We start from the raw sequence: 23,789 nt of genomic DNA on the forward strand, positions 1-23,789 counted from the left end.
CAGGGCCGGCCCGGGTCGGGAAGGCCGACCCGGGCCGGGGCCGGGTTCAGGCCCGGCCGCCGGCCCCGGCGGCCCGGTCGAACCGGGCCGAGGGCTCCGCGGCGAGCAGCCTCCGCAGCTCGCCCTTTGCGACCCGCTCCGAGGCCGTCATCGGCAGCCCGGACCGGAAGGTCCAGTACCGCGGCACCTTGAAGTAGGCGAGCCGCTCGGCGCAGAACCCGGCCAGCTCCTCGGGCGGGCACGCGCTCCCGCGCGGCACCACCACGGCGTGCACCTCCTCGCCGCGCAGCCCGTCCGGCTCGGCCAGCACCGCGGCGGCCTCGACCGCCGGGTGCAGCTCCAGGACCCGCTCCACCTCCGCGGCGGCGATGTTCTCGCCGCTGCGCCGGATCATGTCCTTGGTCCGGCCGGCGTGGTAGAGCCGCCCCTCGGCGTCCATCCGGGCCAGGTCGCCGGTGCGGAACCAGCCGCCGCGGAACGCCCGCTCGGTCGCCTCGGGATCCCGGAAGTACCCGTGCATCAGCCCGGTCCCGCGGATCGCCAGCTCGCCGACCTCCCCGCGGGGCAGCGGCGCCCCGTCGGCGCCGAGGACCGCCGCCTCGCGCCCGGGGACGGCCCGGCCGAGGCAGCCGGTGCCGACGCAGGCGTCGTGGTCCTCCGGCCCCATCCGGATGTCGCCGCCGGTCTCGGTCATGCCGAAGGCCTCGAACCAGGGGGCGCCCCACCGCCGCTCCAGGGCGGCGTGCAGGTCGGCCGGGATGGCCGAGGCGCTGACCGCCCGGACCCGGTGCGCCCGGTCGTCCGGCGAGGCCGGCATCTCCAGCAGCAGCCTGGGCATCATCCCCAGGCAGTAGAACCAGGTCACCCCGTACTCGCGCACCTTCGACCAGAAGGATGTGGGGTGGAACCGGTCCAGCACCACCAGCCGCGCCCCGGAGGCCAGGCCCAGTGCGACGTTCCACTGCGGGTCGACGTAGTGGAACGGCTGCGCGGTCAGCACCGTGTCGTCCGCGCCGATGTCCGGGAACCCCTCGACCAGGCCGGCGGCGAGCGAGGCCCAGTACCGGTGCGGCAGCAGGCAGCCCTTCGGGGCGCCGGTGGTGCCCGAGGTGTACTGCACGTTGGCGACGGTCTCGGAGACCGGGGGGACGGGGGCGGTGAACCGGGCCGGGGGCGGGGCGAACGCGTCCAGGTCGACGATCAGCTCCAGTGAGGTCGACTCGCGGATCCGCTCCAGCAGCCCGGTGCACCCGCCCGAGGCCAGTGCGATCCGCGCGCCGGAGTGCGCGAGGACGTGCGCGGCGTCGTGGTCGCGGTAGCGGTCGTTGACCGGGACCGCGACCGCGCCGAGCTTGCCCGCGGCGAGCCAGGCGAGCGGGAACTCGGGCCGGTTGCCGGTCATCAGGGCGACCCGGTCGCCGGGCCGGGCGCCGGCCTCGGCGAGGAAGGCGGCGAACGCGTCGGTGAGCCGGTCGACTTCGGCGAAGGTGAGGTCGCGGCCGGTCTCGTCGAAGGTCCAGGCGGTCCGGTCGGGCCAGCGGCGCGCCGCCCTGCGCACCAGGTCGGCCAGGGAGAGTTCGGCCAGGGGCGGCTCGGCGGCGCTCACCGGGCGTCCCGGGCCCGGCTGGCGCCGACCGGGTCGGCGAAGAGCGCGGCGGGCCGCTCGGTCCGGAGCGCGTGCCGCACCTCCAGCTCCAGCGCGGCCTCCACGCCCTGCTCGGTCCCGGCGGTCAGGGCCTCCTTGGCCAGGGCGGTGGCGGCGCGCGGCTGGCCGGCCAGCCGCGCGGCCCGCTCCAGGGCCGCGTCCATCAGCGCCCCGGCCGGGACGACGGTGTTGACCAGGCCGATCCGGTGCGCCTCGGCGGCGTCCACCGGTTCGCCGAGCAGCACCAGCTCCTTGGCCTTGAGCGGGCCGACCAGGAGGGGGAGCAGCCGGGAGGCCGCGTTGGTGATGCTGAGCCCCAGCCCCGCCTCGGGGAAGCGGAACCGGGCGTCCTCGGCGGCGATCACCAGGTCGCAGCAGAGCGCGAGCTCGACCCCGATGCCGACGGCGTGGCCGTGCACGGCGGCGATCACCGGGGCGGGGCAGGCGCGGATCCGCCGGGTGAGATCCTGGGTGCGCTCCAGCCGCGCGGGCAGCTCCGCCGGGTCGGCGGCGGGCTCCTTCAGGTCGTGGCCGGCGCAGAACGCCCGGCCGCGGCCGGCCAGCACCACCGCGCCGGCGTGCGCCCGGGCGACCCGGTCGAACGCCTCGCCCAGCTCCTCGACGAGCGCGCCGTCGACCGCGTTCAGGCACTCCGGGCGGTTCAGCCGGATGACGCCGACCCCGCCCTCGACCTCGCACTCGACCGACGGCGGCCGCCCGCCGCCGGACCGCGTTTCGGACACCTGGAGCCTCCCGGAGGACGTGCCGAGCGACGGCCGACGCCGTCACTATCGATCGATTGATCGACTGCGGTAACGCTAAGCACCCCGCCCCGCCCGCGTCAACAGCCCGGGGCCGGCCCCGGTGGGCGTCGGGCTTCTCCCGGCGGGGCCCGCCCAGGGCGGGGGGAGGGGCCTCCGCCGGTCCGGGGCGCCCCGGCGGAGGGTCAGCCGGGGTGCGGGGCGCGGGCGCGCAGGGACGGGAGGCGGATCTGCCAGATCTCCTCGACCAGGGCGGGGATACCGGAGGTGTCCGGTGCGGCGGACGCCCCGCCGGCGGGGGCGCCGAGCATCTGCAGCACCAGGACGGCGTGGGCCGCCGAGACCGCGTCCAGGTCCAGCGGGCCCGAAGGGGAGTACCACTTGGCCACGCCCGAGCACATCTCCAGCGCCGCCATCCGGGCCAGCCGGCGGTCCGGGACCGAGAAGGCGCCCCGGTCGCAGCCGTCGGCGATGGCGTCCCGCCAGAACTCCTCGTACCGGTCGCGCAGGCGCACCATCTCGGTCCGGTGCCCGGGGGCGAGGGCGCCGATCTCGTTGTCCACCACGGTGGTCTCGTCCCGGTGCAGTGCGTGCGTGAGCACGTGCACGTGGACGAGGCGGGTGATGACCGCCTCCGGCCCGCCCCCCTCGCCGGCCACCCGCTCGGCCGCCCGGATCAGCCGGTCCAGGCAGGTGCGCATGACCGAGAAGAGCAGGTCCTCCTTGGTGCCCATGTAGTGGTAGAGGGTCGCCGAGGTCAGCCCGGCGCCCTCGGCGAGCTCCCGGATGCCGGTCCCGTGGAACCCCTGCGCGGCGAACAGGCGGACGGCCGCCTCCCAGACCCGCCGCTGGGTGCCGTCCCCGGAACGGCCTCGTGCGCTCATCGTGCCCTGCCTCCGTCTCCCGGCCGGTCGGACGGCCGCCTCCCGATCGATCACCCGATCGCCCTGACTCCTGGAGACGGTACCGGCAGCGGCGGGCCCGGCCGCGCGATTCCGGCCCGGACCCCCTTGACCGCCCGAATCGCGCCGGTCTACCGTGCATGCACTTTCTCGATCGATCGATCGAGCGATGAGGAGGCGGTATGAGCGACGAATCGGCGCCCGTCCGGCAGGCCCGGCCCCCCGCCGGCCCGGAAGAGGGGACCGCCTCCCGGCGGGGCCTGCGCCCGGGGCTCGGCGACCGGCAGATGAGCATGATCGCGATCGGCGGGGTGATCGGCGCCGGCCTGTTCGTCGGGACCGGCAGCGTGGTGCACACGGCGGGGCCGGCGGCGCTGCTCGCCTACGCCGCCTCGGGGCTCCTGGTCATCATGGTCATGCGGATGCTGGCCGAGCTCTCCGTCGCCTCCCCGAGCACCGGCTCGTTCGCCGGCTACGCCTCGCGCGAGTTCGGCGGCTGGATGGGCATGGCCATCGGCTGGCTCTACACCTACGCGTGGTGGGTCACCGTCGGCGTGGAGGCGGTCATCGGCGGCGGACTGGTGCACGGGCTGCTGCCCTCGGTCCCCGCCTGGGCGGCGGCGCTGCTGTTCATGCTGGTGCTCACCGCCTCCAACCTGGCCGCGGTGCGCGCCTTCGGCGAGCTGGAGTACTGGTTCGCGCTGATCAAGGTGGCCGCGATCGTGCTGTTCATCGGGCTCGGCCTGGCCGCGATCGCCGGACTGCTGCCCGGGGTCCCCGCGCCCGGCACCGGCAACCTCCTCGGCCAGGGCGGGTTCGCCCCCAACGGCTGGTACGCGCTGCTCCCCGCCGCCCTCGTGGCGACCTTCGCCTTCAACGGCGCCGAAGTGGTCACCATCGCGGCCGGCGAGGCCCGCCGCCCGGCCGAGGCGGTGCGCCGCGCCATCCGCTCCACGGTCGTCCGCATCCTGGTCTTCTACATCGGCTCCGTCGCGGTCATCGTCACCCTGCTGCCGCACGGAGAGGCCGGCATCGACGAGAGCCCCTACTCCGCCGTCCTGGGCCGGCTGGGCATCCCGAACGCGGACCTGATCATGGACCTGGTGGTGCTGGTCGCCGTGCTCTCCTGCCTGAACGCCGGCATCTACACCTCCTCCCGGATGGCCTACGCGCTGGCCGCCCGCGGCGAGGCGCCGCGCCTGCTCGGCCGGTCCAACGCGGCCGGGGTCCCGGTCCCCGCGGTGCTCGCCTCCGGCCTGGCCGGGCTCCTCACCGCCTGCGCGAACTACTTCTTCAGCACCGACGCCGTCTTCGACTTCCTGGTCGCCTCCAGCGGCTCGGTGATCGTGCTGCTCTACCTCTGCATCGCCGCCACCCAGATCCGCGCCCGCGGCCGGGCCGAGCGCGAGGGCCGCCGCCTCACCGTGCGCATGTGGGGCCACCCCTACCTGCCGTGGGCGGTGATCGCCGTGCTGGCCGGGCTCTTCGCCCTGCTCGCCCTCGACCCGGAGACCCGCCGCTCGCTGCTGCTGACCCTGGTGGTCGCGGCGGTCGCGGTGACCGCCGGGCTGATCCGGCAGCGCAGGCGCCGGGACACACCGGCCGACTCCGGCCTGAGCGGCCCGCCCCGGGGCGGAACACCGTAGGGTGCAGTCGTGACCGACGCGTTGCGGCCGCTGGACGGGGCGCACTGGCCCGGAGGGCTCCGGCCCTACCAGCGCACGGCGGTGCGGCGCGTCGCCGAGCGCTGGGACGCCGGGCGGCGCCGCACCTGGGTGGTGCTGCCGCCCGGCGCGGGCAAGACCCTGGTCGGCCTGGAGGCCGCGCGCGAGCTGGGCCGGCGCACCGTGGTGTTCGCACCCAACACCGCGATCCAGGGCCAGTGGACCGCGCACTGGCGCGCCTTCGAACGGCCCGACGGGTGCACCGCCGGGACCCGGCGCGACCTGCGCGACCCCGTCACCGTGCTCACCTACCAGTCACTGGCGGTGTTCGACCCCGACGCCGAGACCGACGAGGACGGCCGCCCCCGCGCCTCGCCCCGGGAGCGGCTGCACGGCAACGGCGCCGCCCTGGTCGCGGCGCTGCACCGGGCGGGCCCGATCACGGTGCTGCTGGACGAGTGCCACCACCTTCTCCAGGTGTGGGGCCGCCTCCTCGACGAGGTGCTGGCGGAGCTGGACGACGCCTACGTGATCGGGCTGACCGGCACCCCCGCGGCGAGCCTCACCGCCGCCGAGGCCCGGCTGGTGGACCGCCTGTTCGGCCCGCCGGTGGTCGGCGCCTCCATCCCGGCGCTGGTCCGCGACGGCCACCTCGCCCCGTTCGCCGAACTCGCCTACCTCACCGCGCCGACCCGGCTGGAGCGGGACCACCTCGCCGAGCAGGGCACCCGGTTCGCCGAGATGTGCACCGACCTGCTCGCCCCCGGGTTCGCCGACACCGACTTCCTGCCCTGGGTGGACGCCAGGTTCGGCGAGCGGGCCACCGCGGACGGCGAACGGCTGCCCTGGCCGCGGCTGGCCGCCCAGGAGCCCGAACTCACCGACGCGGTGCTCCGGCTGCACCACGCCGGGCTGTGCGCCCTGCCCGAAGGCGCCCGGATGCTGGAGCGCCACCGGCACCCGCCGCGTGCCGAGGACTGGACCGCGCTGATCGGCGACTACGCGCGCAACCGGCTGGACGGCGGCTCGGCGCGGGACCGCGCCGCGCGCGAGCGCATCCGGGCCGCGCTGCCCTCGGTCGGCTACCACCTGACCGCGCGCGGCGTCCGGGCCGGCGCCTCACCGGCCGACCGGGTCCTCGCCCGCAGCGCCGCCAAGTCCTACGCCACGGTGGAGATCCTCTCCGCCGAGAGCGCCTCGATCGGCGCGAGGCTGCGCGCCCTGGTCCTGTGCGACCACGAGCGGGCCGCGGCGCGCCCGCCCGCCCGGCTCCGCGGCGTGCTCGCCGACGACGCCGGATCGGCCCGGCTCCAGCTGGAGCTGCTGGCCGCCGACGCGCGCACCGAGGGCCTGTCCCCGATGCTGGTCACCGGCCGCACCGTGGCGGCCGCGCCGGGCACCGCCGCCGACTTCATCGCCTTCGCCGCGCGCGAGCGCCCCGACCTGGACCTGCGGGCCGTGCCGAGCGGCCCGCTCCACCAGGTCGAGGGCGGCTGGAGCTCCCGGATCTGGGTCGCCCTGGCCACCCGGTTCTTCGAGGCCGGCCGCTGCCAGGTGCTGGTGGGCACCCGCGCGCTGCTCGGCGAGGGCTGGGACGCGCGCGGCGTCAACACCGTCGTCGACCTGACCACCGCGACCACCTCCACCGCGGTGGTGCAGAGCCGGGGCCGCGCGCTGCGGCTGGACCCGGCGTGGCCGGAGAAGACCGCGAACACCTGGACCGTGGTCTGCAGCACCGACGGGCACCCGCGCGGCTCCGCCGACTGGAACCGCTTCGTCCGCAAGCACGAGGGGTACCTGGGCGTCGACGCCGAGGGCGAGGTGATGAGCGGCGTCGCCCACGTCGACCCGGCGTTCTCCCCGTTCGAACCGCCGCCGGAGGAGGAGCTGGACGCGGTCAACGCCCGGATGCTGGCCCGGGCCGAGCGGCGGGACGAGACCCGCCGCCGCTGGAGCCTGGGCGCCTCCTACCGGGACGAGCTCCTGCCCACGCTGCGGGTGCGCGCCGCCCGAGGCCGGGCCGCCGCCCCGGCCGGCGACGTTCCACCGCCGGAGCCCCCGACAGCACTGCCGGCGGCCGCGGGCGCGATTCCCGGCCCCGGCGCCCCGCCCGCCTCGAGCCTTGTGCCGCTGGCCACGCTCCCCACTCGGGCCGCGGCCCTGCTCGTCGCCGTGCCCGCCCCGCTCGCCGCTCTGCTCGCGCCCGTGTTCGCCGTCCTACCCGCCCCGCTCGCCGCTCTGCTCGCGCTCCTGCTCGACCTGCTCGTCTGCCTCGGTGTGATCCTCACCTTCTTCGGGGCGCCGCTCCTGGTGGTCGTGGCCTTCGTGGCGCTTCCCTGGTGGGCGCTGATCGGGCTGTTCGCCCTGCCCCCGACCCTGCTCATGATCGTGGAGGGGCGCCGGGAGCAGGCCCGGGTGCGCGGCGTGGTGCGGATGCAGGAGATCGCGGCGGAGCCGGTGGACACCGCGCGCTACGCGTCCGCGGTCGCCGACGGCCTGCGCGCGGCGGGCCGCTCCGAGGCGGGCGCCGAGGCCGTCAGGATCCGGGTGGACGCAGACGGGGTGTACCGCTACACGCTGACCGGGGCCGGGGCGACGGCGGCGGAGGAGTTCGCCACCGCCCTGGACGAGGTCCTGGCACCGCTGGTGGGCACCCCCCGCTACCTCATCCCGAGGTACCTGCCGGACGCCCCGGCGAACGGTCGCGACGCCCGCGCACGGGCCCGCGCCCAGCTGGCCGGCCGCCCCCGCGCCAACCGCGCCGCCTACCACGCGGTCCCCGGCGTCTTCGGCCGGAACAAGGAGGCGGTCCGCGCCTTCACCGGGGCCTGGAACACCTGGGTCTCCGCCGGCGAGGCGGTCTACGCCGCGAGCGCTGCGGGCCGCGAGATCCTCGCCGAGCACTACGGCACCGACCCGACCGGGACCGCCACCGCCCGCCGGATGTCCTGGTCCTGACCAGGGGACCGGCCGGAGAGGCCCGGCCTCGGGGAGGGGTCGGCCTGCCGGGGGCTGCCGGGTATGCGGCCGACTCGGCGCGGCGACGATGACGGCGGAGGAGGGGAGACGGCCAGGCCTCTCACCAGGGCACGGCGCCTCACGGGGCGGGGGTTCAAGCTGGCGGCGACGGCGGGAGGGGGACCGGCTGGTCGGTTGGGCGCGGCGCCTCGCGGGGCGGGGGTTCAGGCGGGCGGCGACGGCGGCGGTGGGGGCGGGGCGGAGGCGGTCGCCCGGGTGTCGGGCCCCACGGGGCGGGGGTTCAGGCGGGCGGCGACGGCGGCGGTGGGGACCGGCCGGTCGGTCGGTCGGGTACGGCACCCCGCAGAGCGAAGGTCAAGACGCGCGGCGACGGCGAAGGCAGGGCCGGGGCCGGGCACCCCAGCCGCGCGCGGCACCTCGCGGAGCGAAGGTTCAAGCTCGCGGCGACGGCGGCGGGTGGGGACCGGCTGGTCGGTCGGGGGTGGCAGAGCAGGGAGGGGCGGCCGGGGCGGGCAGAGGGAGCGGGTTCGCCGTGTCCGCGTCGCCCGGGGCGTCGGGGCCGGCCGCCGCTGAAACCGCTACCCCTCTCTGAACTGGGCGAATACGCAGGGGGATGGTGGGGTGGGGTGCCCTGCGCACCGCGAGAGCACCCCGGTGATTCCTGGGCGCGCATCCTGGGCCGGATCGGGCCCCGGGAGGCCCGGTTCGCCCTGATCGGGCCGGTGACGGAGGGTTCGAGCCGCCCGCAAGACCGGGATGCAGGGGGCCGGAACCCGGGGAGAGGCGGAGCGGGGGTGGGATGTCGCTTTTGTTCTCTCGGGGAGCCCCGTTTGGCCACTCTGGGTGATCGGTGAGAGGGTGGTGGGGGCTTGGGGGCTTACTACTCGCTGGTAGATGTAATCGGGGTGCTGCGGAGGTGCGCAGGGCGCCCCCGCTCCTGTCCGTTCCTCGCCGCAAACCCGGCATAGGGGATAAGGTCGCCCCCTGGCGGGAGCACGTGCCGGGCCTGGCCGGTGAACGCGGCGCCCGGCTCCCTCCCACCCTCGCCGCCTGCTTGAACCTTCGCTCCGCGAGGCGCCGCGCTCGGGTGAGGCGCCCGGCCCTGCCCCTACCTTCACCGTCGCTGCCCGTCTTGACCTTCGCTCTGCGGGACGCCGCGCCTGATCGACCGGCCGGTCCCCGAGCGCTGCCTTCGCTGCCTGCTTGAACCTTCGCTCCGCGAGGTGCCGCGCTCGGCTGAGGCGCCCGGCCCTGCTCCTACCGGCGCCGTCGCTGCCCGTCTTGACCTTCGCTCCGTGGGGCGCCGCGTTCGGGGGATGTCGGTGCCCCGGCCCTTTCTCGGCCGTTGTCGCGGAGGTGCCTCGATGGCCTTCGCTGGTTTTTCGGCGCGCGGGTGCGGGAGCGGATCGGCTGATCTCGGGCGAAAGCGCTTCGGGGGTGGGCCGCGCGGCTGCGGATCGGGCACAATCGCGGCCATGAGCGACCTGCGCATGCTCGACCCCCTCTACCAGCCTGCGGAAGAGACCGCGGAGGGCTGGTGCACCCGCGTCCATCCGGGGAACACCCCGCAGGGCGGCCGGGACGCGCTGGCCCACCACTTCCTCAAGGAGGAGGCCGCGGCCGGCGGCGACCCGGAGCGCGCGCGGGAGTTCGCCGACGCCGCCAACCTGATGGACTGGGAGAAGCACGACGAGGTGACGGTGCTCGGCCACCGGTACAGGATCGTGCGGATCGAGCGCTACGTCCTGTTCACCGGGGACGAACCGGAACCGCCCGGCCCCGCCGACGCGGATCCGCCGCGCGGCCCGGTCGGCCTCGGCGCCGACTCCGACCCCGCCCCGCGCGCCGCCGGACTCAAGGAGGAGATCGCCGGCGTGGTCCCCGCGGGCGGCCCGATCCCGCCCGAGGTCACCGAGGACGCCCTGGTCGGCAGCATGGCCTACCCCGACCTGGTGACCATGCCGCCCGACTTCCAGCTGCTCTCCAAGGGGCGCGGCGACCCGGGCTGGCGCCCGATGGGCCAGGAGCACGCCACGCTGGAGGAGGCCCGGGACGCCCTCCGCCGGTTCTTCGAGAACATGGTCCGCGAGGACGAGGAGGGCTCCTCGCTCCGCCCCGGGGTGGGCGACGCCTGCCGCAGGGAGCTGCGCCGCTGGTCGGAGGAGGACGGCCCGATCGACGCCGCCGACGTGCTGGAGCACCGCTTCCGGGTGGCGCGGGTGCTGCGCGTGGTCCGGGTGGGCTTCGACGGACCGGAACCGCCCCGGGCCAGCGACCCCGACCCCGAGCTCCCGCCCGCTGTCCTGCACCTGGAGGCGGCCGAGGCCGGCGAGCTCTCCCCGGACGACGCACCGGTCCCGCCCCGCCCCGGTCCGGAGGCGCGGCGCTTCCTCCCCGGCGACTCGCCCTAGGTGCACCGCCCCCGGCGGGGAGGCCCGTCCCGGGGGCGGTGGCCTGGCGCCGCCGGTGCCCGGAGCCGGTGTCCGCACCTGCGGCGCGGCTCCGCCGGGAGCGGAGGGCGGTCCGCGCGCCGGGCCGCCCCGAGGGCTCCGAACCCGCCCCCCAAGGCCTTGCGAGTCCCGGGGAGAGGGGCCCCGCCCCCGGTGAACTCGCCCCGGAATGCCCCGGAACGGGGCGAAATCCCTGGTCTGTGCCATCGGAGGGGGCGCGGCGTTGCTAGCATGAGCGCGCCCCGGAGACGGGGCGGCAGACGATGGAAGAGGCGGAGGAGGCGGGCGTGGCACGGATGCGGCCGTTCACCGGAATGGCGGCGGTGCTCCTGGCCGCGCTGATCGCGATGGCCGTGCCCGGCGCGCCGGCGGCCCTCGCCGACGGGCCCGGCGAGGCCCGGACCCCGGCGGCCTTCTTCGCCGAGCGGCTCGCCGAGGACCGGCCGGGGAGCGCGGTCTACGTCAGCGACGCCTTGGCGGGCGCCTACGACACCGAGGCCCTCGACGCCGAGCTGCACGGCGTGTTCGACCCGCTGGACGTCCCCTACTACGTGGTGGCCGCCCCGCCCGCGCACTCCTACGCCGAGACCGGCGCCCCGGTGTCGGCGCTGATGGACCGGGTGGGCGAGGACGGCGTCTACGTGCTGATCTCCCCCGGCACCGCCATGGTGGAGGCCGCCGCCAAGGGCGTGGACCTCCCCGCCGAGGAGGCCGCGCGGCAGCTCCTCTACAGCACCGACCTCGGCTCCGACCCGAGCATCGACGACACCGCCCGGGCCTTCGCCGAGGCGCTGACCGACCCCGCCGTCGCGGAGCGGGGCGCCGACACCGGCGCGTCCCCGCCCGACGACGGGGAGCCGTGGGACTTCCTCCCCTCGGACCTGAACCCGGGCCGGGAGACGCCCGCCGCCAATCTGGGCCTGCTCTGCGGGATGCTGGGCAGCGCCGCGGGGATCCTCCTCCTGGCCGCGGTGGTGCGCCGGTCCCTCCGGGACGGCGGGCCCTCCGCCGGGAAGAGCGGCGGGAACGGGAAGAAGGGCGGGGCGGCGCGGCGGCCGCTTCCGCTCCGGGCGGCCTGGGTGCTCGCCGGCGCGCCGCTGATGGTCCTCGCCGCGCTGGCCGCCGCGGCGCTGCCGGTCGCCGGCGGCGCGGCGCTGACCGTCGCGGTCGGGAACGACATGGACGCCTACGAGGCCGAGCAGGCCGAGCAGGCCGCCGGTTCGGGCGGGGTGCGCCGGAGCGAGGACGAGTCGTTCCGGCCCGAACCGCCCTACGTCCGGGACACCGTCCGGGTGGAGCGGATCGCCGCCGGCCTGGAGGAGAGCCGGTTCTACCTCGACCCGCTGGCCTCCTCCGCGCTGCCCCCGGAGGAGGCGGAGGAGCTGGCCGAGCGGGCCGCCGGAGCGGACGTCCCGGTCCGGGTGGCGGTCGTCGCGATGGACGGCGCCGACGAGTCCGGCGGCGACCCGGAGATCCTGGCGCACGCCCTGCACTCGGTGCTCGGCGATGACGCGGTCTACATCGTCGCCGCCGCCGGCCAGAGCGGCTACGGGGTGACCGCCGTCCCGTTCGGCGCCGGCCCCTCCGAGTACGACATCCGCGAGGGGATGAGCCGGGAGCAGGAGAAGGAGGACCCCGGCACCGCGCAGGTGATCGGCGCCGCCCTCAGCACCGTCGAGCAGGGCGACCCGGACGGCTGGAAGACCTACCCGGTCCCCGAGCCGTACCTGCCCGAACCGCCCGAGCCGGCGGACCGCCCCTACCTCGGCGACTATTTCGGCGGCGAGGGGGTGATCCCCGGGTCGGCCGTCATGGGGCCGCTGCTCGCCGCGGCGCTCGGCGCCGCCTGGTGGGCGCTGAGGCGCTTCGGGCCCCTGCTGCCGCTCCGCCTCCCGATGCCCGGCACCGCTGGGTCGGCGGCCCGGGCCGGGGCCGACCTGGGCGACCCGGACGCCCCGCGCCGCCCCGGCCGGTCCGCGCTGAACCGGATGTTCGACCGGGAGTGCGCGGAGCTCAAGCAGGCGGTCGAAGAGGCCGGCGAGGGGCACCGCCGCTACCCCGAGGCGATGTCGGCGCTGGACGCCGCGCTGCTGCTCGCCGACGAGGAGCACGACGAACTCGACCTGGTCGGCCTGGTGGTGCTGCTGCGCACCGCCCGCGGCCGGCTGCGCGGCCTCGCCTCGGCCGACCGGCCGGTGTGCGGAATCAACCCGCTGCACGGTCCGGCCCAGGGCAGGAGAGGGGGCCGCGACGGGCGGCTCTCGGCCTTCTGCCCCGCCTGCGCCGCTCTCACCTCGGCCGAGCGGGCCGAGCGGGTGCTGCTGGTCCGGGCCGGCGGGCGCGCGGTGCCGCACACCGAAGTGGACCGGTTCTGGACCGCGACCGGCTACGGTGCGGACGGCACCGACCTCGCCGGCGAGGTCCGGGCCCGGCTGGGGGTGCGGTGAGCGGCGGACGGAACACGGACCGGGCGCCGGTACGGCGCGGAACGACGGGGAACACGGGAGGCGGAACGGTGCTCGGCAGGACTGGAAACGGCCCGGCGGCCGCGGGGCGGCGGGCCGCGCGCGCGGCGGCGCTGCTGCTCGGCGCGGCCGCACTGCTCGGTGCGGCCCCGGCGGCGGCCGACGCGGCGGCCGACACGGACGGCGGCGCGGCCCCCGGCGGCGCGGCCGAGATCGCCGAGGCGCTGCAGGAGTCGCCGGTCCTGGTGGACCCCGCCTACGCCTCGGCGCTGCCCGAGGAGAAGGCCGGCGCCATCGCGGAGAGCATCGAGGAGAGCGGCGAGCCGCTGTTCGTGGTCGTGCTGCCCGTCGCCAAGGGCGACCGGTGGCAGGGCGAGGTCGACAACCTCCTCGAAGCGGTGCACGACCGGTCCGGCCTGTCCGAGGCGCACTACATCGCCTTCGGCGGGCAGTCGGTGGAGGGCGCGGACTACCCGGCGGACAGCGCCTACGAGGAGGGCGGCGTCAACGCCTCCCTCGCGGCCCTGGCCCCCTCCTACGAGAGCGACTTCGAGGGCACCCCCGGCGAGGAGATCGAGCGCGCGGTGGAGATCGCCCTCTCCGGGGAGGCGGAGCGGCTCTACGAGGACGCCAAGGCGGGCTACGAGGAGCGCAACGGCGGCCTGTTCGACACGTCGGGGCCGCTCACCTGGCCGATCCTGCTGGCCTGGGCGGCCGGAGCGGCGGCGCTGATCGCCGGGGCGGTGCTGCTGCTGGTCCGGGTGCGGCGCAGGGCCGCGCGGACCAGGCACGCGGTCCGGGCCGCCCCGCTCACCGCCTTCGACAACGCCGACGCGGCCCGGCTCGACGAGCTGTCCGAGCGGGTCGGCGCGGAGATCGTGGCGGTCGGCGAGCGGCTGAGCCGCGCCGAGACCGGCGGCCGCGGCGGCGCGGAGGCCACCGAGGCGCTGCAGGGCGCGCTCAACGCGCACACCGCGGCGGGCAAGGCGCACGACGCCGCCCGGGACGGCGAGGCGGACCTCGCCGACGAGGTCGGTGCGCTGGTCCTGCTCGACGTCGCCGAGTACCGGATGGCGCGGGCGGCGGCGCTGGCCGCGGGCCGGCGGCCGCCCCGGGAGCGGCGGCACTGCTACGCCAACCCGCTGCACGGCACCTCCACCGCCGACACGGAGTGGCGGCCGGTGGGCAGCCGGCGCTCCGCCACCGTGCCGCTCTGCTCCGACTGCGCCCGCGCGGTGCGCCGCAGGGCCGCACCCAAGGCGCTGGTGGTCCGGCACGGCGGCGCGGACCTCCCGTACTACACGGTTCCGGCGGAGGAGAGCGTCTGGTCGGCCACCGGCTTCGGCGCGCTCCGCTCCGACCTGGTGGACCGGATCCTCCGCGGCGACCTGCGCACCCCGGACCGGGAGCCCCGCGGCTGACCCCGGAGCGGGGCCGCCGGGGCGGCGGGGGAGGCTGGGATGCGGTAGAAACGCCCCATGAACTCCTCCTCCACCGCCGACGGCCGCGCCGACCACCCGCTGCGCGGCGAAGTCCGCGAGATCGCGACCAGGGCCGGCGCCACCAGCCTGGAGTACGCCCCCGAGCCCGACGGGCGGGCCGACACCGGCGAGGTCGTCTGGACCTGGGTGCCCTACGAGGAGAACGACGGCCGGGGCAAGGACCGCCCGCTGCTGGTCGTCGGCCGCAAGGGCACCCGGCTGCACGCTCTGATGCTCTCCTCCCAGGAGCCCGACCCGCACGAGGAGCACGACTGGCTCGAACTCGGCGAGGGCCCCTGGGACTCCGGCGGCCGCACCTCCTACCTCTGCCTGGACCGGCTCTTCGAGATGGAGGAGGACGACATCCGCCGGGAGGGCGCGGTCCTCGACGGCCGCCGCTTCGCCGAGGTCGCCGCGGTCCTCCGTCGCCGCTACGGCTGGCGCTGACCCCGCCTCGGGAAGAGGGGCCGCCGGGCGGGGCGCACGTGCCGCCCGGCGGCCCCTCTCCCCGCCGACCCGGCCCCTCGCCTCCGGCAGCGGGCGCGGTGCCGGGATCGGCGCCCTGGGCGGGCTTCCGCCGTGGGCGGCCCCGGCGGCCCGCCCCGGAAGGCCCGGGGCGCGCAGGCGCCGTCCGGCGGCCTCCGCAGTCGGAGCGCCCGCCGGGGCCGGGCCGCCCGGTGCGCCCGTCCGGCGCCCGCCGTCCGCGCCCCGGAGCCGGAGGACGCGGACGGGCCCCGCTCCGAGCGGGCGGACCGGGTCCGAGGTGCGCCGGCCGGTGCGGTCAGGCGGCGGGCAGGGCGGCGGCCTCCGCGATGAGTTCGGCGGAGCGGAGGCGGGACGCCGGGTCGCCGGCCTGGAAGGCGATGATGAGCTCGTCGGCCCGGGCGTGCGCGGCGAAGTCGTTGAGGTAGGCGACGACCTCCTTGGGGTCGCCGACCGCGGAGTAGGTGGCCATCTGCTGCACGTGCCGGCCGGCGGGCGACTCCAGCGCGGCGTCGGCCTCCTCCGGGCTGAGCGTGCGGCCCCGGGCCAGCAGCTGGGCGGCCATCCGGCGGCGGGCCAGGTGCGCCTGGCGCCGGGCCTCCTCGGAGGTGTCGGCGGCGGTGGCGTTCACCCCGGCGATCACGTACGGCTCGGCCAGCTGCTCGGAGGGGGAGAACTCGGCGCGGTAGACCGCGACGGCCTCCTCCAGCGCGGCCGGGGCGAAGTGCGAGGCGAACGCGTACGGCAGGCCCAGCGCCGCGGCGAGCTTCGCGCCGAACAGCGAGGAGCCGAGGATGTACAGCGGGACGTCGGTGCCCTTGCCCGGGGTGGCCTCCACGCCGGGAACCACCGACCGGCCGGAGAGGTAGCCCCGCAGTTCCAGCACGTCGTCGGGGAAGGCGTCGGCCGCGGACGGGTCGCGGCGCAGCGCCCGCACCGTGTTCTGGTCGCTGCCGGGCGCGCGGCCCAGGCCCAGGTCGATCCGGCCGGGGTGCAGCGTCTCCAGGGTTCCGAACTGCTCGGCGACGGTCAGCGGGGCGTGATTGGGCAGCATCACGCCGCCCGCGCCGACCCGGATCCGCTCGGTGTGCGCGGCGATGTGCGCGATGAGCACGGCGGTGGCCGAGGATGCGATGGTCGCCATGTTGTGGTGCTCGGCGTACCAGACCCGGCGGTAGCCCAGCCGGTCGGCGGCCTGCGCCAGTTCCAGGCTGGCCTGCAGGCTCTCCCGGGCGGTTCCCCCCTCCGGGATGTGCGCGAGGTCGAGGACGGACAGCGTGGGGGCGGAACCGGGCGCGGACAAGGTCGGCGGCCTTTCGTGACGGGGTCTCGGGGCGCGGCCGCGGGAGGGTCGCCCTTCGCTCAACCGCGCCGCTCCGCCCGTTATTTCTGATCCGTCCCCGCCGCACCCGCCCCGCCGCGCCCCGCCGCAGGCCGGAGCGGGCGGCGGGAGGGCGGCGCGGCGCGCCCGCCCCGGGCCCGGAAAGCCCCGCCGCGGGGCCGTTTTCGTGTCGGACGCCCGGAATCCACCCCGGGGACGGGGGCGGAGGTGACAATGAGGCCCGTGTCTCTCGGAGAGGACGGTCACATGGCCCGCACATCCCCCGGAACGTTCACGAGACGGCTGATGCTGTACTCCGCGGCGCTCGCCCTGGTCACCGCGGTCGGCGTGCTGGGGCCGCCGCCCCGGGAGGCGGCGGCCGAACCGGCCCCGCCGGGCGGCGTCGCCCGGTTCTACGACAACGAGGGCATCTCCGACGACGGCGAACCGGACGGGGCGGACCTGGACGGGGACGGGCGCAGCCTGTCCGCCCAGGCGCTGGCCGCCGCCGGCTGGGGCCCCGGGGACGCCGTCGTCCTGCACGGCACCGAGCTGCGGATGCCCGACACCCGCCCGGGCGAACCGGACAACGCGGTCGCCGACGGGCAGCGGGTGCGGCTGCGCGGCGCGGTCCGGGCCGTCACCTTTCTGGCCGCGGCCACCGGCGGCGACGCCACCGGCACCGGGCGGATCATCTACCGGGACGGCTCCGAGGAGTACAGCGTCACCACCCCCGACTGGGAGACCGGCCCCCTGGCGACCAAGGCGGTGGCGCTGCCCTACGCAAACACCCCGGACGGGCCGGCCGGGGAGCAGGTGCGGCTGTACGCCGTCACCGTGCCGGTCGACCCGGACCGCAGGCCCACCGGCATCGAGCTGCCGGAGATCGGGGGCGGCGCCCGGATGCACGTCTTCGACCTCGGCGTGCGCAGGGAGCAGCGGGACTGGACCGGGACCTGGTCGGCCTCGGCCTCCGGCTACGCCGAGGTGGGCCCCTGGGAGGACCAGACCCTGCGGCTGGCGGTGCGGACCGGCGCCGGCGGTCCGGACACCCGGCTCCACCTGGACAACGTCTTCGCCGCGGCACCGGTCGAGATCGGCGCGGTCACGGTCGCGCTGCGGGACGAGGGGGCCGCGGCCGCGCAGCGGCCGGTCCCGGTGGAGTTCGGCGGGGAGCGGTCCGCGGTCATCCCGGCCGGGGGCAGGCTGACCAGCGACCCGATCGGCCTCGCGCTGTCGGACGCCGCCGAACTGCTGGTCAGCATCCACCTGCCGGGGCGGGTGGAGGCGGCGCCGGTGCACACCGCGGCCACCGGGACCAGCTACGCGGGCGAACCGGGGACCGATCTGAGCGGGGAGGCGGACGGCTCCGGCTTCACCCGGACCTTCGAGAGCTGGCCGTTCCTCGCCGGGATCGACACGGCCGGCGGGACCGGCTCGGTGGTCGCGCTGGGCGACTCGATCACCGACGGCGTCGGCTCCACCCCCGGGGCGGACCGCCGCTGGCCGGACGTGCTCACCGACCGGCTCCTGGACCAGGACCGGGTGCCCCGCTACGGGGTGCTCAACCAGGGCATCTCGGCCAACCAGGTGCTGGCCGACCGGTACGGCGGCGACGGGGTGAGCAGCGACACCGGCGGGGTGAGCGCGCTGAACCGGCTGGACCGGGACGTGTTCGCGCAGACCGGGGCCCGGACGGTGGTGGTGTTCCAGGGGATCAACGACGTCCGCTGGGGGGCTGGCGCGGACGAGCTCGCGGACGGCCTGCGCACCATCGCCGAGCGCTCCCGCGCGCACGGGCTGCGGGTGGTGGCGGCGACCATCGCGCCCTGCGGCGGCTACCCGGACTGCACGGCGGACGTGGACGCCCGCCGCACCGAGGTGAACGCCTTCATCCGGGAGAACTCCGGCCCGGGCGGCCTGTTCGACGCGGTGCTCGACTTCGACGAGGTGCTCCGCGACCCCGAGGACCCGTCCCGGCTGCTGCCCGAGTACGACTCCGGCGACCACCTGCACCCGGGCGACGCGGGCCTGCGCGCGATCGCGCACTCGGTCGACCTGCGCCTGCTGGTCCCCGAGGAGTCCTAGCCCGCCGGCGGGGGAGGGGCGGGCAGGGGAGCCCGGCCGCCGCCCCTCCCCGTTGATCTTGGTGCTGCGGGCCCATCAGAGCGCTCTGATGGGCCCGCAGCACCAAGAACATCGCCCGGGGAGCGGGACCCCGGGCGGGCGTTCCGGCTCAGGCGAAGTTCTTCATGATGGAGCCGAGGAAGCGCGCGGTCTCGGAGGCCGGGGCGGCGTCCACGCACAGCCGGTCCATCACCACCATGTACTTGTCCGTCTCCTCCGGCTTGTCCAGGTAGACGGCGCTGGCGAGCTGCTCCAGGTAGACCACGTCGGGCAGCTCGGCCCCGGTGAAGCGGAGGATGCTGAACGGGCCCCGGCGGCCGCGTGCCCGCCCTTGGCGAACGGCACGATCTGCAGCGTGACGTTGGGCAGCGTGGCCATGTCGATGAGGTGCTCGATCTGGCGCCGCATGGCGCCGGTCCCGCCGAGCGGGCGGTGCAGCGCGGCCTCGTCCACCACGGCCCACAGCTTGGGCGCGCCGGGCTCGGTCAGCCGGCGCTGCCGCTTCATCCGCAGCGCCACCCGGCGCTCGATCTCGTCCCCGGGGGCGTCGCCGTGGCCCAGCATGACCACCGCGCGGGCGTACTCCTCGGTCTGCAGCAGGCCGGGCACGAACTGCAGCTCGTAGCTGCGGATGATGGAGGCGGCCTCCTCCAGGCCGACGTAGACCTCGAACCAGCTCGGCAGGACGTCGCTGTACTTGTGCCACCAGCCGGGGTTGTTGGCCTGCCGGGCCAGGGCGACCAGGCTCTCCCGCTCCTCGGGGTCGGTCACCCCGTAGAGGGTGAGCAGGTCGGCCACGTCGCGCTCCTTGAAGCTGACCTGGCCGAGCTCCAGCCGGCTGATCTTGGCGTGCGAGGCGCGGATCTCGTATCCGGCGTCCTCGCGCGAGATGCCCTTCTCCGTGCGCAGGCGGCGCAGCTGGGTGCCGAGGAGGATCCTCAGGACCGTGGGGCCGCCGCGGGGCGGGGAGAGGACGTTCGCGGTGGGGACCGCTTCCGTGCGCGCTAATTGCATGTGCCCTCCGGGGGGTGCGGTTCGCGCGGGGTCGGTGGAACAGGATAGGGGGAAACCGAGCCCGGGGCTCCCGGACCGCGTTCCTTCTCACCATGCGGACCGGGTTCTCACACCTCGGAGGCAACGGTAACCCCCGGGCGGGCGCCCGACAACACCCTGGGACGATATCTGCACGGAGCACCTGCACGGGGCGCATGCACGGGAATGTGTCTGAAATGTGCCGAAAACCCGGTCTGGACGGGAGAAGAAGGACGCCGCCCTCCCCGGCGGAGGAGGGCGGCGCCCGGTCCTGGGGGCCCGCAGCGCGAACGGGGAACGCTGCGGGCGGGGGTCAGAGCGCGCTGTCGAGGGGCGTGGCGAGGTCGTCGAAGTCGCCGCGCTTGGCGCCCTGGACGAAGGCGGAGATCTCGGCGGGGGTGTAGACGAGCGCGGGCCCGCTCGGGTGTCGGGAGTTGCGTACCGCGATCTCGCCACCGGGCAGCCGGGCCAGCTCGACGCAGTTCCCGCTGGGGTTGCTCAGCGAGCTCTTGCGCCACACGGCGCCCGCGATCCGGTCGGCGGGGGCGCCGTTGCCGACCTGGGCGGACTGACTCATGCGTTCCTCCTTCGTCGCTCTCCGGGCGGACCGGGCCGCCCGGGGTGCTGCCGCGAGTATTGCATGCACGTGCATTCGTGTTTGCACCGGTGCTTGCGTCGGTAAGCACAATAATCTTCGCTAAACGCTCGAAATCAGTGCGCCGGTGACGATTCAGACAGTGACCGGTGCGCCTCTGTCGGTGTCCCGGCGGAGGTCACGGCGGCGGAGCGGGTCCGGGGCCGGTGCGGCCCGGCCGGCGGCGCCGCGGGCGGCCGCCGCGGCGGCGGCCGGCCGATAGATCCGATGAACCTGCAGTTCGCGACCTATTTGTGAAATGGTGCGCGGCGGGGCAACGGTGACCCGAGGGGAGAACGGCGGGCAGGGGGCACGTTTCAATAACAAAGAGGTGCGGGGGCGACACTTTGCCCGAGCCTCACTAGACTGCGGTGTGCACGTGCATCCGTGCTTACACTCGTAAGCGACGGCGAACCGGTCGAAACCCGGCCGGAGGGCGTTGGACGTGCGGAAACCCCGCGGACGGCGCGAGCCGGCCGAGACCAAGCCATCCAGCAGCCCAGCGGTACGAGGGATGACATGACGGCCTACCCCGCACACTCCGGCCCCGGCGACCTGTCCGCGGTCCCCTTCTTCGCGCCGCGGTCCTACCTCCGCGCGAACCCCGCACCCGCCCCCTGGGACTGGACCGGACTCTCCGCCGCCCCGCTCCCCGCCGGAGACCTCTTCGTGAACGCGGCCACCGCCGTCCAAGGGCTCGCGTTCAACGCAGCCTCGGTCAAGGCCGCCCGCGACTTCACCACCCGGGTGCTCCGGGAGTGGGAGCTGGAACCGCTCCGCTCCGACACCCTGCTCGTCGTCTCCGAACTGGTCACCAACGCCTGCCGGCACGCAGTCCCCGGCGCGGGCGCGCTGTCCGACTGGTCCATCCAGTTCGGCCTGGTCCGGCACGAGTCGCGGCTGGCGTGCCTGGTCTTCGACCCCAGCACCGAGGAGCCGGTCCGGGTCGACCCGGACGAGCGCGCCGAGGGCGGCCGCGGCCTGGCGCTCATCGAGGCGTTCAGCTCCGACTGGGGCTGGCGGGCGCTGCGCGGCCAGGGCAAGGTCGTCTGGGCCTCCTTCGACACCGCGGCCTGAGCACGCCCGGACGCTCGCGGCCCCTATCGCACGCCGTTCCTGAGAGGGCCGGTCCTCCGCACCGTCCACGGGGGACCGGTCCTCTCACGAGCGGCGTCCCGGCACCGCGACCCGGATGAAGATTTCTTCATCGGCGTTTCATCTTCACTTGAAACCGGTCCGGGATGCTCTTCCCATGAGACCGCTGCACCGATTCGCCCTGATCGGGGTGGTCTGCGCCGTCCTGGCGGTGGCCGCCGCCATGGCCTGGAGCGCGGGCCGCACGGCTCCCGACTCGCGCCCGCCCGGCGAGGTGGTCGTCGGGGAGTCGCCGGAACCCCCCTCCGCCTCCTCCACCACCGGGCCGGGGGAGGGCGGCGACGAGGGCGTCGTCGACCCGCCGCCCGCGGTCTCCGGCGACGGCTCGGAACCCCCGCCCCCCGAGTCCTCGCGCTCCCCGGGACCCCCGGGGTCCCAGGAGACCCCCGCCCCGCCGCAGCCCCTGCCCGGGGGCGATGACGACCTCGACGATGATGATGACGATGACGATGACTGACGGCCCGGACCGCGGCCCCAGACCGGTGATCGGGCCGACCGCGCCGCTCGCCGAGGACCTGGTCACCACCGACCCGCAGGGCACCGGCACCGACGGCGCCCGGCCGCGGCTCCGCCTCCCCGCCAGAGTGCGGATCATGCTCTGGGTCGCCTCGCTGACCGCCGCCGTGCTCCTGCTCGTCGTGCTGGTCACCTGGCAGTCGCTGCTCGGCGGCATGAACGGGCGGGTGGACGCCGCCCTCGACCAGGAGATCGAGGAGTTCGAGGAGTACGCCCGGGTGGGCATCGACCCCGAGACCGGGCGGAGCTTCACGCACACCGAGGCGCTGATGCGCACCTACCTCACCCACCAGCAGCCCGACGACTCCGAGATCCTCTTCGGCCACGTCGACGAGGCCCCCGGCGCGCAGGTGCCCACCGGCCGGGTCCGGCAGGGCCCGGAACCGGTCCACGACGTCTCCGCCGACGGCGCGCTGCTCCGGGAGATCCTCGACGACTCCGCGGCCCGCGGCTCGGTGAACACCCCCGAGGGGGAGATGCACTGGGAGAAGCTGCGGGTCAGGGCACCGGCCGGCAGCGGCAACCCGGACGGCTGGTTCGTGGTCGGCTACTTCACCGCCGCCGACCTGGCCGAGCTGGGCGCCACCACGCGCACCGTGGGGCTGGTCGGCGCGGTCGGCCTGCTGCTCACCGGCACCGCGGCCTGGTGGGTCTCCGGGCGGATCCTCGCCCCGGTCCGGCTGGTCCGCCAGGCCGCCGCGGAGATCTCCGAGGAGGACCTCACCCGCCGCATCGACGTGCCCGGCAACGACGACGTCGCCGCGCTGGCCGAGCAGTTCAACGGCATGCTCGACCGCCTGCACGACGCCTTCGACGTGCAGCGCCGGTTCATCGACGACGCCGGGCACGAGCTGCGCACCCCGATCACCATCGTCCGCGGCCACCTGGAGCTGATGGGCGACGACCCCGAGGAGCGCCGCGAGGTGGTCCGGCTGGTCACCGACGAACTGGACCGGATGGCCCGGATCGTGGAGGACCTGCTCCTGCTGGCCAAGGCCGAGCGGCCGGACTTCCTGCACTACGAGCGGGTCTCGGTGGAGGAGCTCACCATCGACATCGACGCCAAGGTGCGCGCACTGGGCGACCGGGAGTGGCGCCTGGAGGAGATCGGCGAGGGCCCGATCCGGGCCGACCCGCAGCGGGTCACCCAGGCCATGGTGCAGCTCGCCGCCAACGCCGTCCGCTACACCCCGCCCGGCTCGATGATCTCGATCGGCTCCCGCGTCTCCGGCGACGGCGAGCAGGCGTCGTTCTGGGTGCGCGACACCGGACCCGGCATCGCCCCCGCCGACCAGGAGCGCATCTTCGCCCGGTTCGCCCGCGGCACCTCCGCCGGCGGCGACCGCGCCGGGGCCGGCCTGGGCCTGGCCATCGTCCGCGCCATCGTGGACGCGCACCACGGATCGGTGCACCTGCGCTCGGCGCCCGGCGAGGGCGCCTCCTTCACCCTGACCTTTCCGACCGGCGCGAGGAGTGACCGCCCGTGACCCGCATCCTCATCGCAGAGGACGAGGAGCGCATCGCCTCCTTCGTCCGCAAGGGCCTGACCGCCAACGGCTTCGCCACCACCGTGGTGGGCACCGCCCGGGAGGCCGTCGAGTACGCGCTGACCGGCGACTACGACCTGATGGTGCTCGACCTGGGGCTCCCCGACGACGACGGGTTCGCCGTGCTGCGCAAGGTCCGCGACAGCGGCTCCCCGCTCCCGGTGGTGGTGCTCACCGCCCGCGACGGGGTGCGGGACACCGTCACCGGGCTGGAGATCGGCGCCGACGACTACATGACCAAGCCGTTCCGGTTCGAGGAGCTGCTGGCCCGGGTCCGGCTCCGGATGCGCGGCGAGCGCACCGGCGAGGCCACCGTCCTCGCGCACGGCGACCTCTCCCTGGACCTGCGCACCCGGCGGGCCACCGCCGGGCGGGAGACCGTCGACCTCACCGCCCGCGAGTTCGCCCTGCTCGAACTGCTGATGCGCCACCGCGGCCAGGTCCTCTCCCGGCAGCAGATGCTCTCCCAGGTGTGGGGGTACGACTACGACCCCGGGTCCAACGTGGTCGACGTCTTCATCCGGGCGCTGCGCAAGAAGGTCGGCGCCGGCCGGATCCAGACCGTGCGCGGCATGGGCTACCGGCTCGCCGACTGAGCCGGGCCGCGCCGGGGTACCTATCCCACCG

16 protein-coding genes and 1 pseudogene are annotated in these 23,789 nt (G+C 76.0%); 11 read left to right on the plus strand and 6 right to left on the minus strand.

Going from position 1 to position 23,789, the window contains the following annotated elements; translation table 11 throughout:
- Positions 1–46 precede the first annotated feature (46 nt).
- From D459_RS0126345 to D459_RS0126355, 3 genes are all read right to left on the minus strand, one after another.
- Complete coding sequence (locus D459_RS0126345) at positions 47–1,606, minus strand: AMP-binding protein (protein WP_017595993.1); 1,560 nt, start codon at positions 1,604–1,606, stop codon at positions 47–49.
- A complete protein-coding gene (locus D459_RS0126350) occupies positions 1,603–2,388 on the minus strand; it encodes an enoyl-CoA hydratase/isomerase family protein (protein WP_017595994.1) in 786 nt (261 codons plus the stop codon). The genes D459_RS0126345 and D459_RS0126350 overlap by 4 nt, the downstream gene beginning before the upstream one ends.
- Positions 2,389–2,591: 203 nt before the next feature.
- Positions 2,592–3,290, minus strand: a complete 699-nt coding sequence (locus D459_RS0126355; protein WP_017595995.1) for a TetR/AcrR family transcriptional regulator — start codon at positions 3,288–3,290, stop codon at positions 2,592–2,594.
- 200 nt (positions 3,291–3,490) lie between these two features.
- On the opposite strand from D459_RS0126355, the gene D459_RS0126360 reads away from it, so the two are divergent.
- The 6 genes from D459_RS0126360 to D459_RS0126385 all read left to right on the plus strand — a co-directional run bounded on the left by D459_RS0126360 (position 3,491) and on the right by D459_RS0126385 (position 14,794).
- Positions 3,491–4,954 carry an amino acid permease gene (locus D459_RS0126360; protein WP_017595996.1) on the plus strand — a complete coding sequence of 488 codons (1,464 nt, stop codon included), beginning with the start codon at positions 3,491–3,493 and terminating at the stop codon, positions 4,952–4,954.
- 9 nt (positions 4,955–4,963) lie between these two features.
- Positions 4,964–7,930: a DEAD/DEAH box helicase family protein gene (locus D459_RS0126365; protein ID WP_017595997.1), complete on the plus strand. Its 2,967-nt coding sequence runs from the start codon at positions 4,964–4,966 to the stop codon at positions 7,928–7,930.
- A 1,496-nt stretch (positions 7,931–9,426) separates the two neighbouring features.
- Positions 9,427–10,362 (plus strand): DUF5954 family protein, encoded by a 936-nt coding sequence (locus D459_RS0126370; RefSeq protein WP_017595998.1) that lies wholly within the window; start codon positions 9,427–9,429, stop codon positions 10,360–10,362.
- Positions 10,363–10,688: 326 nt separating this feature from the next.
- Positions 10,689–12,848 carry a hypothetical protein gene (locus D459_RS0126375; RefSeq protein WP_152523118.1) on the plus strand — a complete coding sequence of 720 codons (2,160 nt, stop codon included), beginning with the start codon at positions 10,689–10,691 and terminating at the stop codon, positions 12,846–12,848.
- 68 nt (positions 12,849–12,916) lie between these two features.
- A complete protein-coding gene (locus D459_RS0126380) occupies positions 12,917–14,287 on the plus strand; it encodes a hypothetical protein (RefSeq protein WP_017596000.1) in 1,371 nt (456 codons plus the stop codon).
- 57 nt (positions 14,288–14,344) lie between these two features.
- Positions 14,345–14,794, plus strand: a complete 450-nt coding sequence (locus tag D459_RS0126385; RefSeq protein WP_017596001.1) for a type II toxin-antitoxin system PemK/MazF family toxin — start codon at positions 14,345–14,347, stop codon at positions 14,792–14,794.
- Positions 14,795–15,128: 334 nt separating this feature from the next.
- Here D459_RS0126385 and D459_RS0126390 read toward each other — a convergent pair whose 3' ends face one another.
- Positions 15,129–16,133 carry an LLM class flavin-dependent oxidoreductase gene (locus D459_RS0126390; RefSeq protein WP_017596002.1) on the minus strand — a complete coding sequence of 335 codons (1,005 nt, stop codon included), beginning with the start codon at positions 16,131–16,133 and terminating at the stop codon, positions 15,129–15,131.
- A 285-nt stretch (positions 16,134–16,418) separates the two neighbouring features.
- Between D459_RS0126390 and D459_RS0126395 the strand changes: the two genes are divergently transcribed.
- Positions 16,419–18,239 carry an SGNH/GDSL hydrolase family protein gene (locus D459_RS0126395; protein ID WP_040711165.1) on the plus strand — a complete coding sequence of 607 codons (1,821 nt, stop codon included), beginning with the start codon at positions 16,419–16,421 and terminating at the stop codon, positions 18,237–18,239.
- A 148-nt stretch (positions 18,240–18,387) separates the two neighbouring features.
- On the opposite strand, the pseudogene D459_RS32910 reads toward D459_RS0126395, so the two are convergent.
- Together D459_RS32910 and D459_RS0126405 are read right to left on the minus strand one after the other, a co-directional pair.
- Positions 18,388–19,292, minus strand: a pseudogene (locus tag D459_RS32910) (helix-turn-helix domain-containing protein).
- Positions 19,293–19,623: 331 nt separating this feature from the next.
- Positions 19,624–19,887: a DUF397 domain-containing protein gene (locus D459_RS0126405; protein WP_017596005.1), complete on the minus strand. Its 264-nt coding sequence runs from the start codon at positions 19,885–19,887 to the stop codon at positions 19,624–19,626.
- A gap of 576 nt (positions 19,888–20,463) precedes the next feature.
- Between D459_RS0126405 and D459_RS0126410 the strand changes: the two genes are divergently transcribed.
- The 4 genes from D459_RS0126410 to D459_RS0126430 all read left to right on the plus strand — a co-directional run bounded on the left by D459_RS0126410 (position 20,464) and on the right by D459_RS0126430 (position 23,758).
- A complete protein-coding gene (locus D459_RS0126410; RefSeq protein WP_017596006.1) occupies positions 20,464–21,021 on the plus strand; it encodes an ATP-binding protein in 558 nt (185 codons plus the stop codon).
- A gap of 175 nt (positions 21,022–21,196) precedes the next feature.
- Positions 21,197–21,556, plus strand: coding sequence for a hypothetical protein (locus D459_RS33925; protein ID WP_051065551.1), 360 nt, complete (start codon positions 21,197–21,199; stop codon positions 21,554–21,556).
- Positions 21,549–23,102 carry a sensor histidine kinase gene (locus tag D459_RS0126425; protein ID WP_020380341.1) on the plus strand — a complete coding sequence of 518 codons (1,554 nt, stop codon included), beginning with the start codon at positions 21,549–21,551 and terminating at the stop codon, positions 23,100–23,102. Before D459_RS33925 ends, D459_RS0126425 begins: the two co-directional genes overlap by 8 nt.
- Positions 23,099–23,758 carry a response regulator transcription factor gene (locus D459_RS0126430; protein ID WP_017596008.1) on the plus strand — a complete coding sequence of 220 codons (660 nt, stop codon included), beginning with the start codon at positions 23,099–23,101 and terminating at the stop codon, positions 23,756–23,758. The genes D459_RS0126425 and D459_RS0126430 overlap by 4 nt, the downstream gene beginning before the upstream one ends.
- Positions 23,759–23,789: the final 31 nt, after the last annotated feature.

Origin of the sequence: Nocardiopsis potens DSM 45234, from assembly GCF_000341105.1 — a bacterium.
GTDB lineage: Bacteria > Actinomycetota > Actinomycetes > Streptosporangiales > Streptosporangiaceae > Nocardiopsis_A > Nocardiopsis_A potens.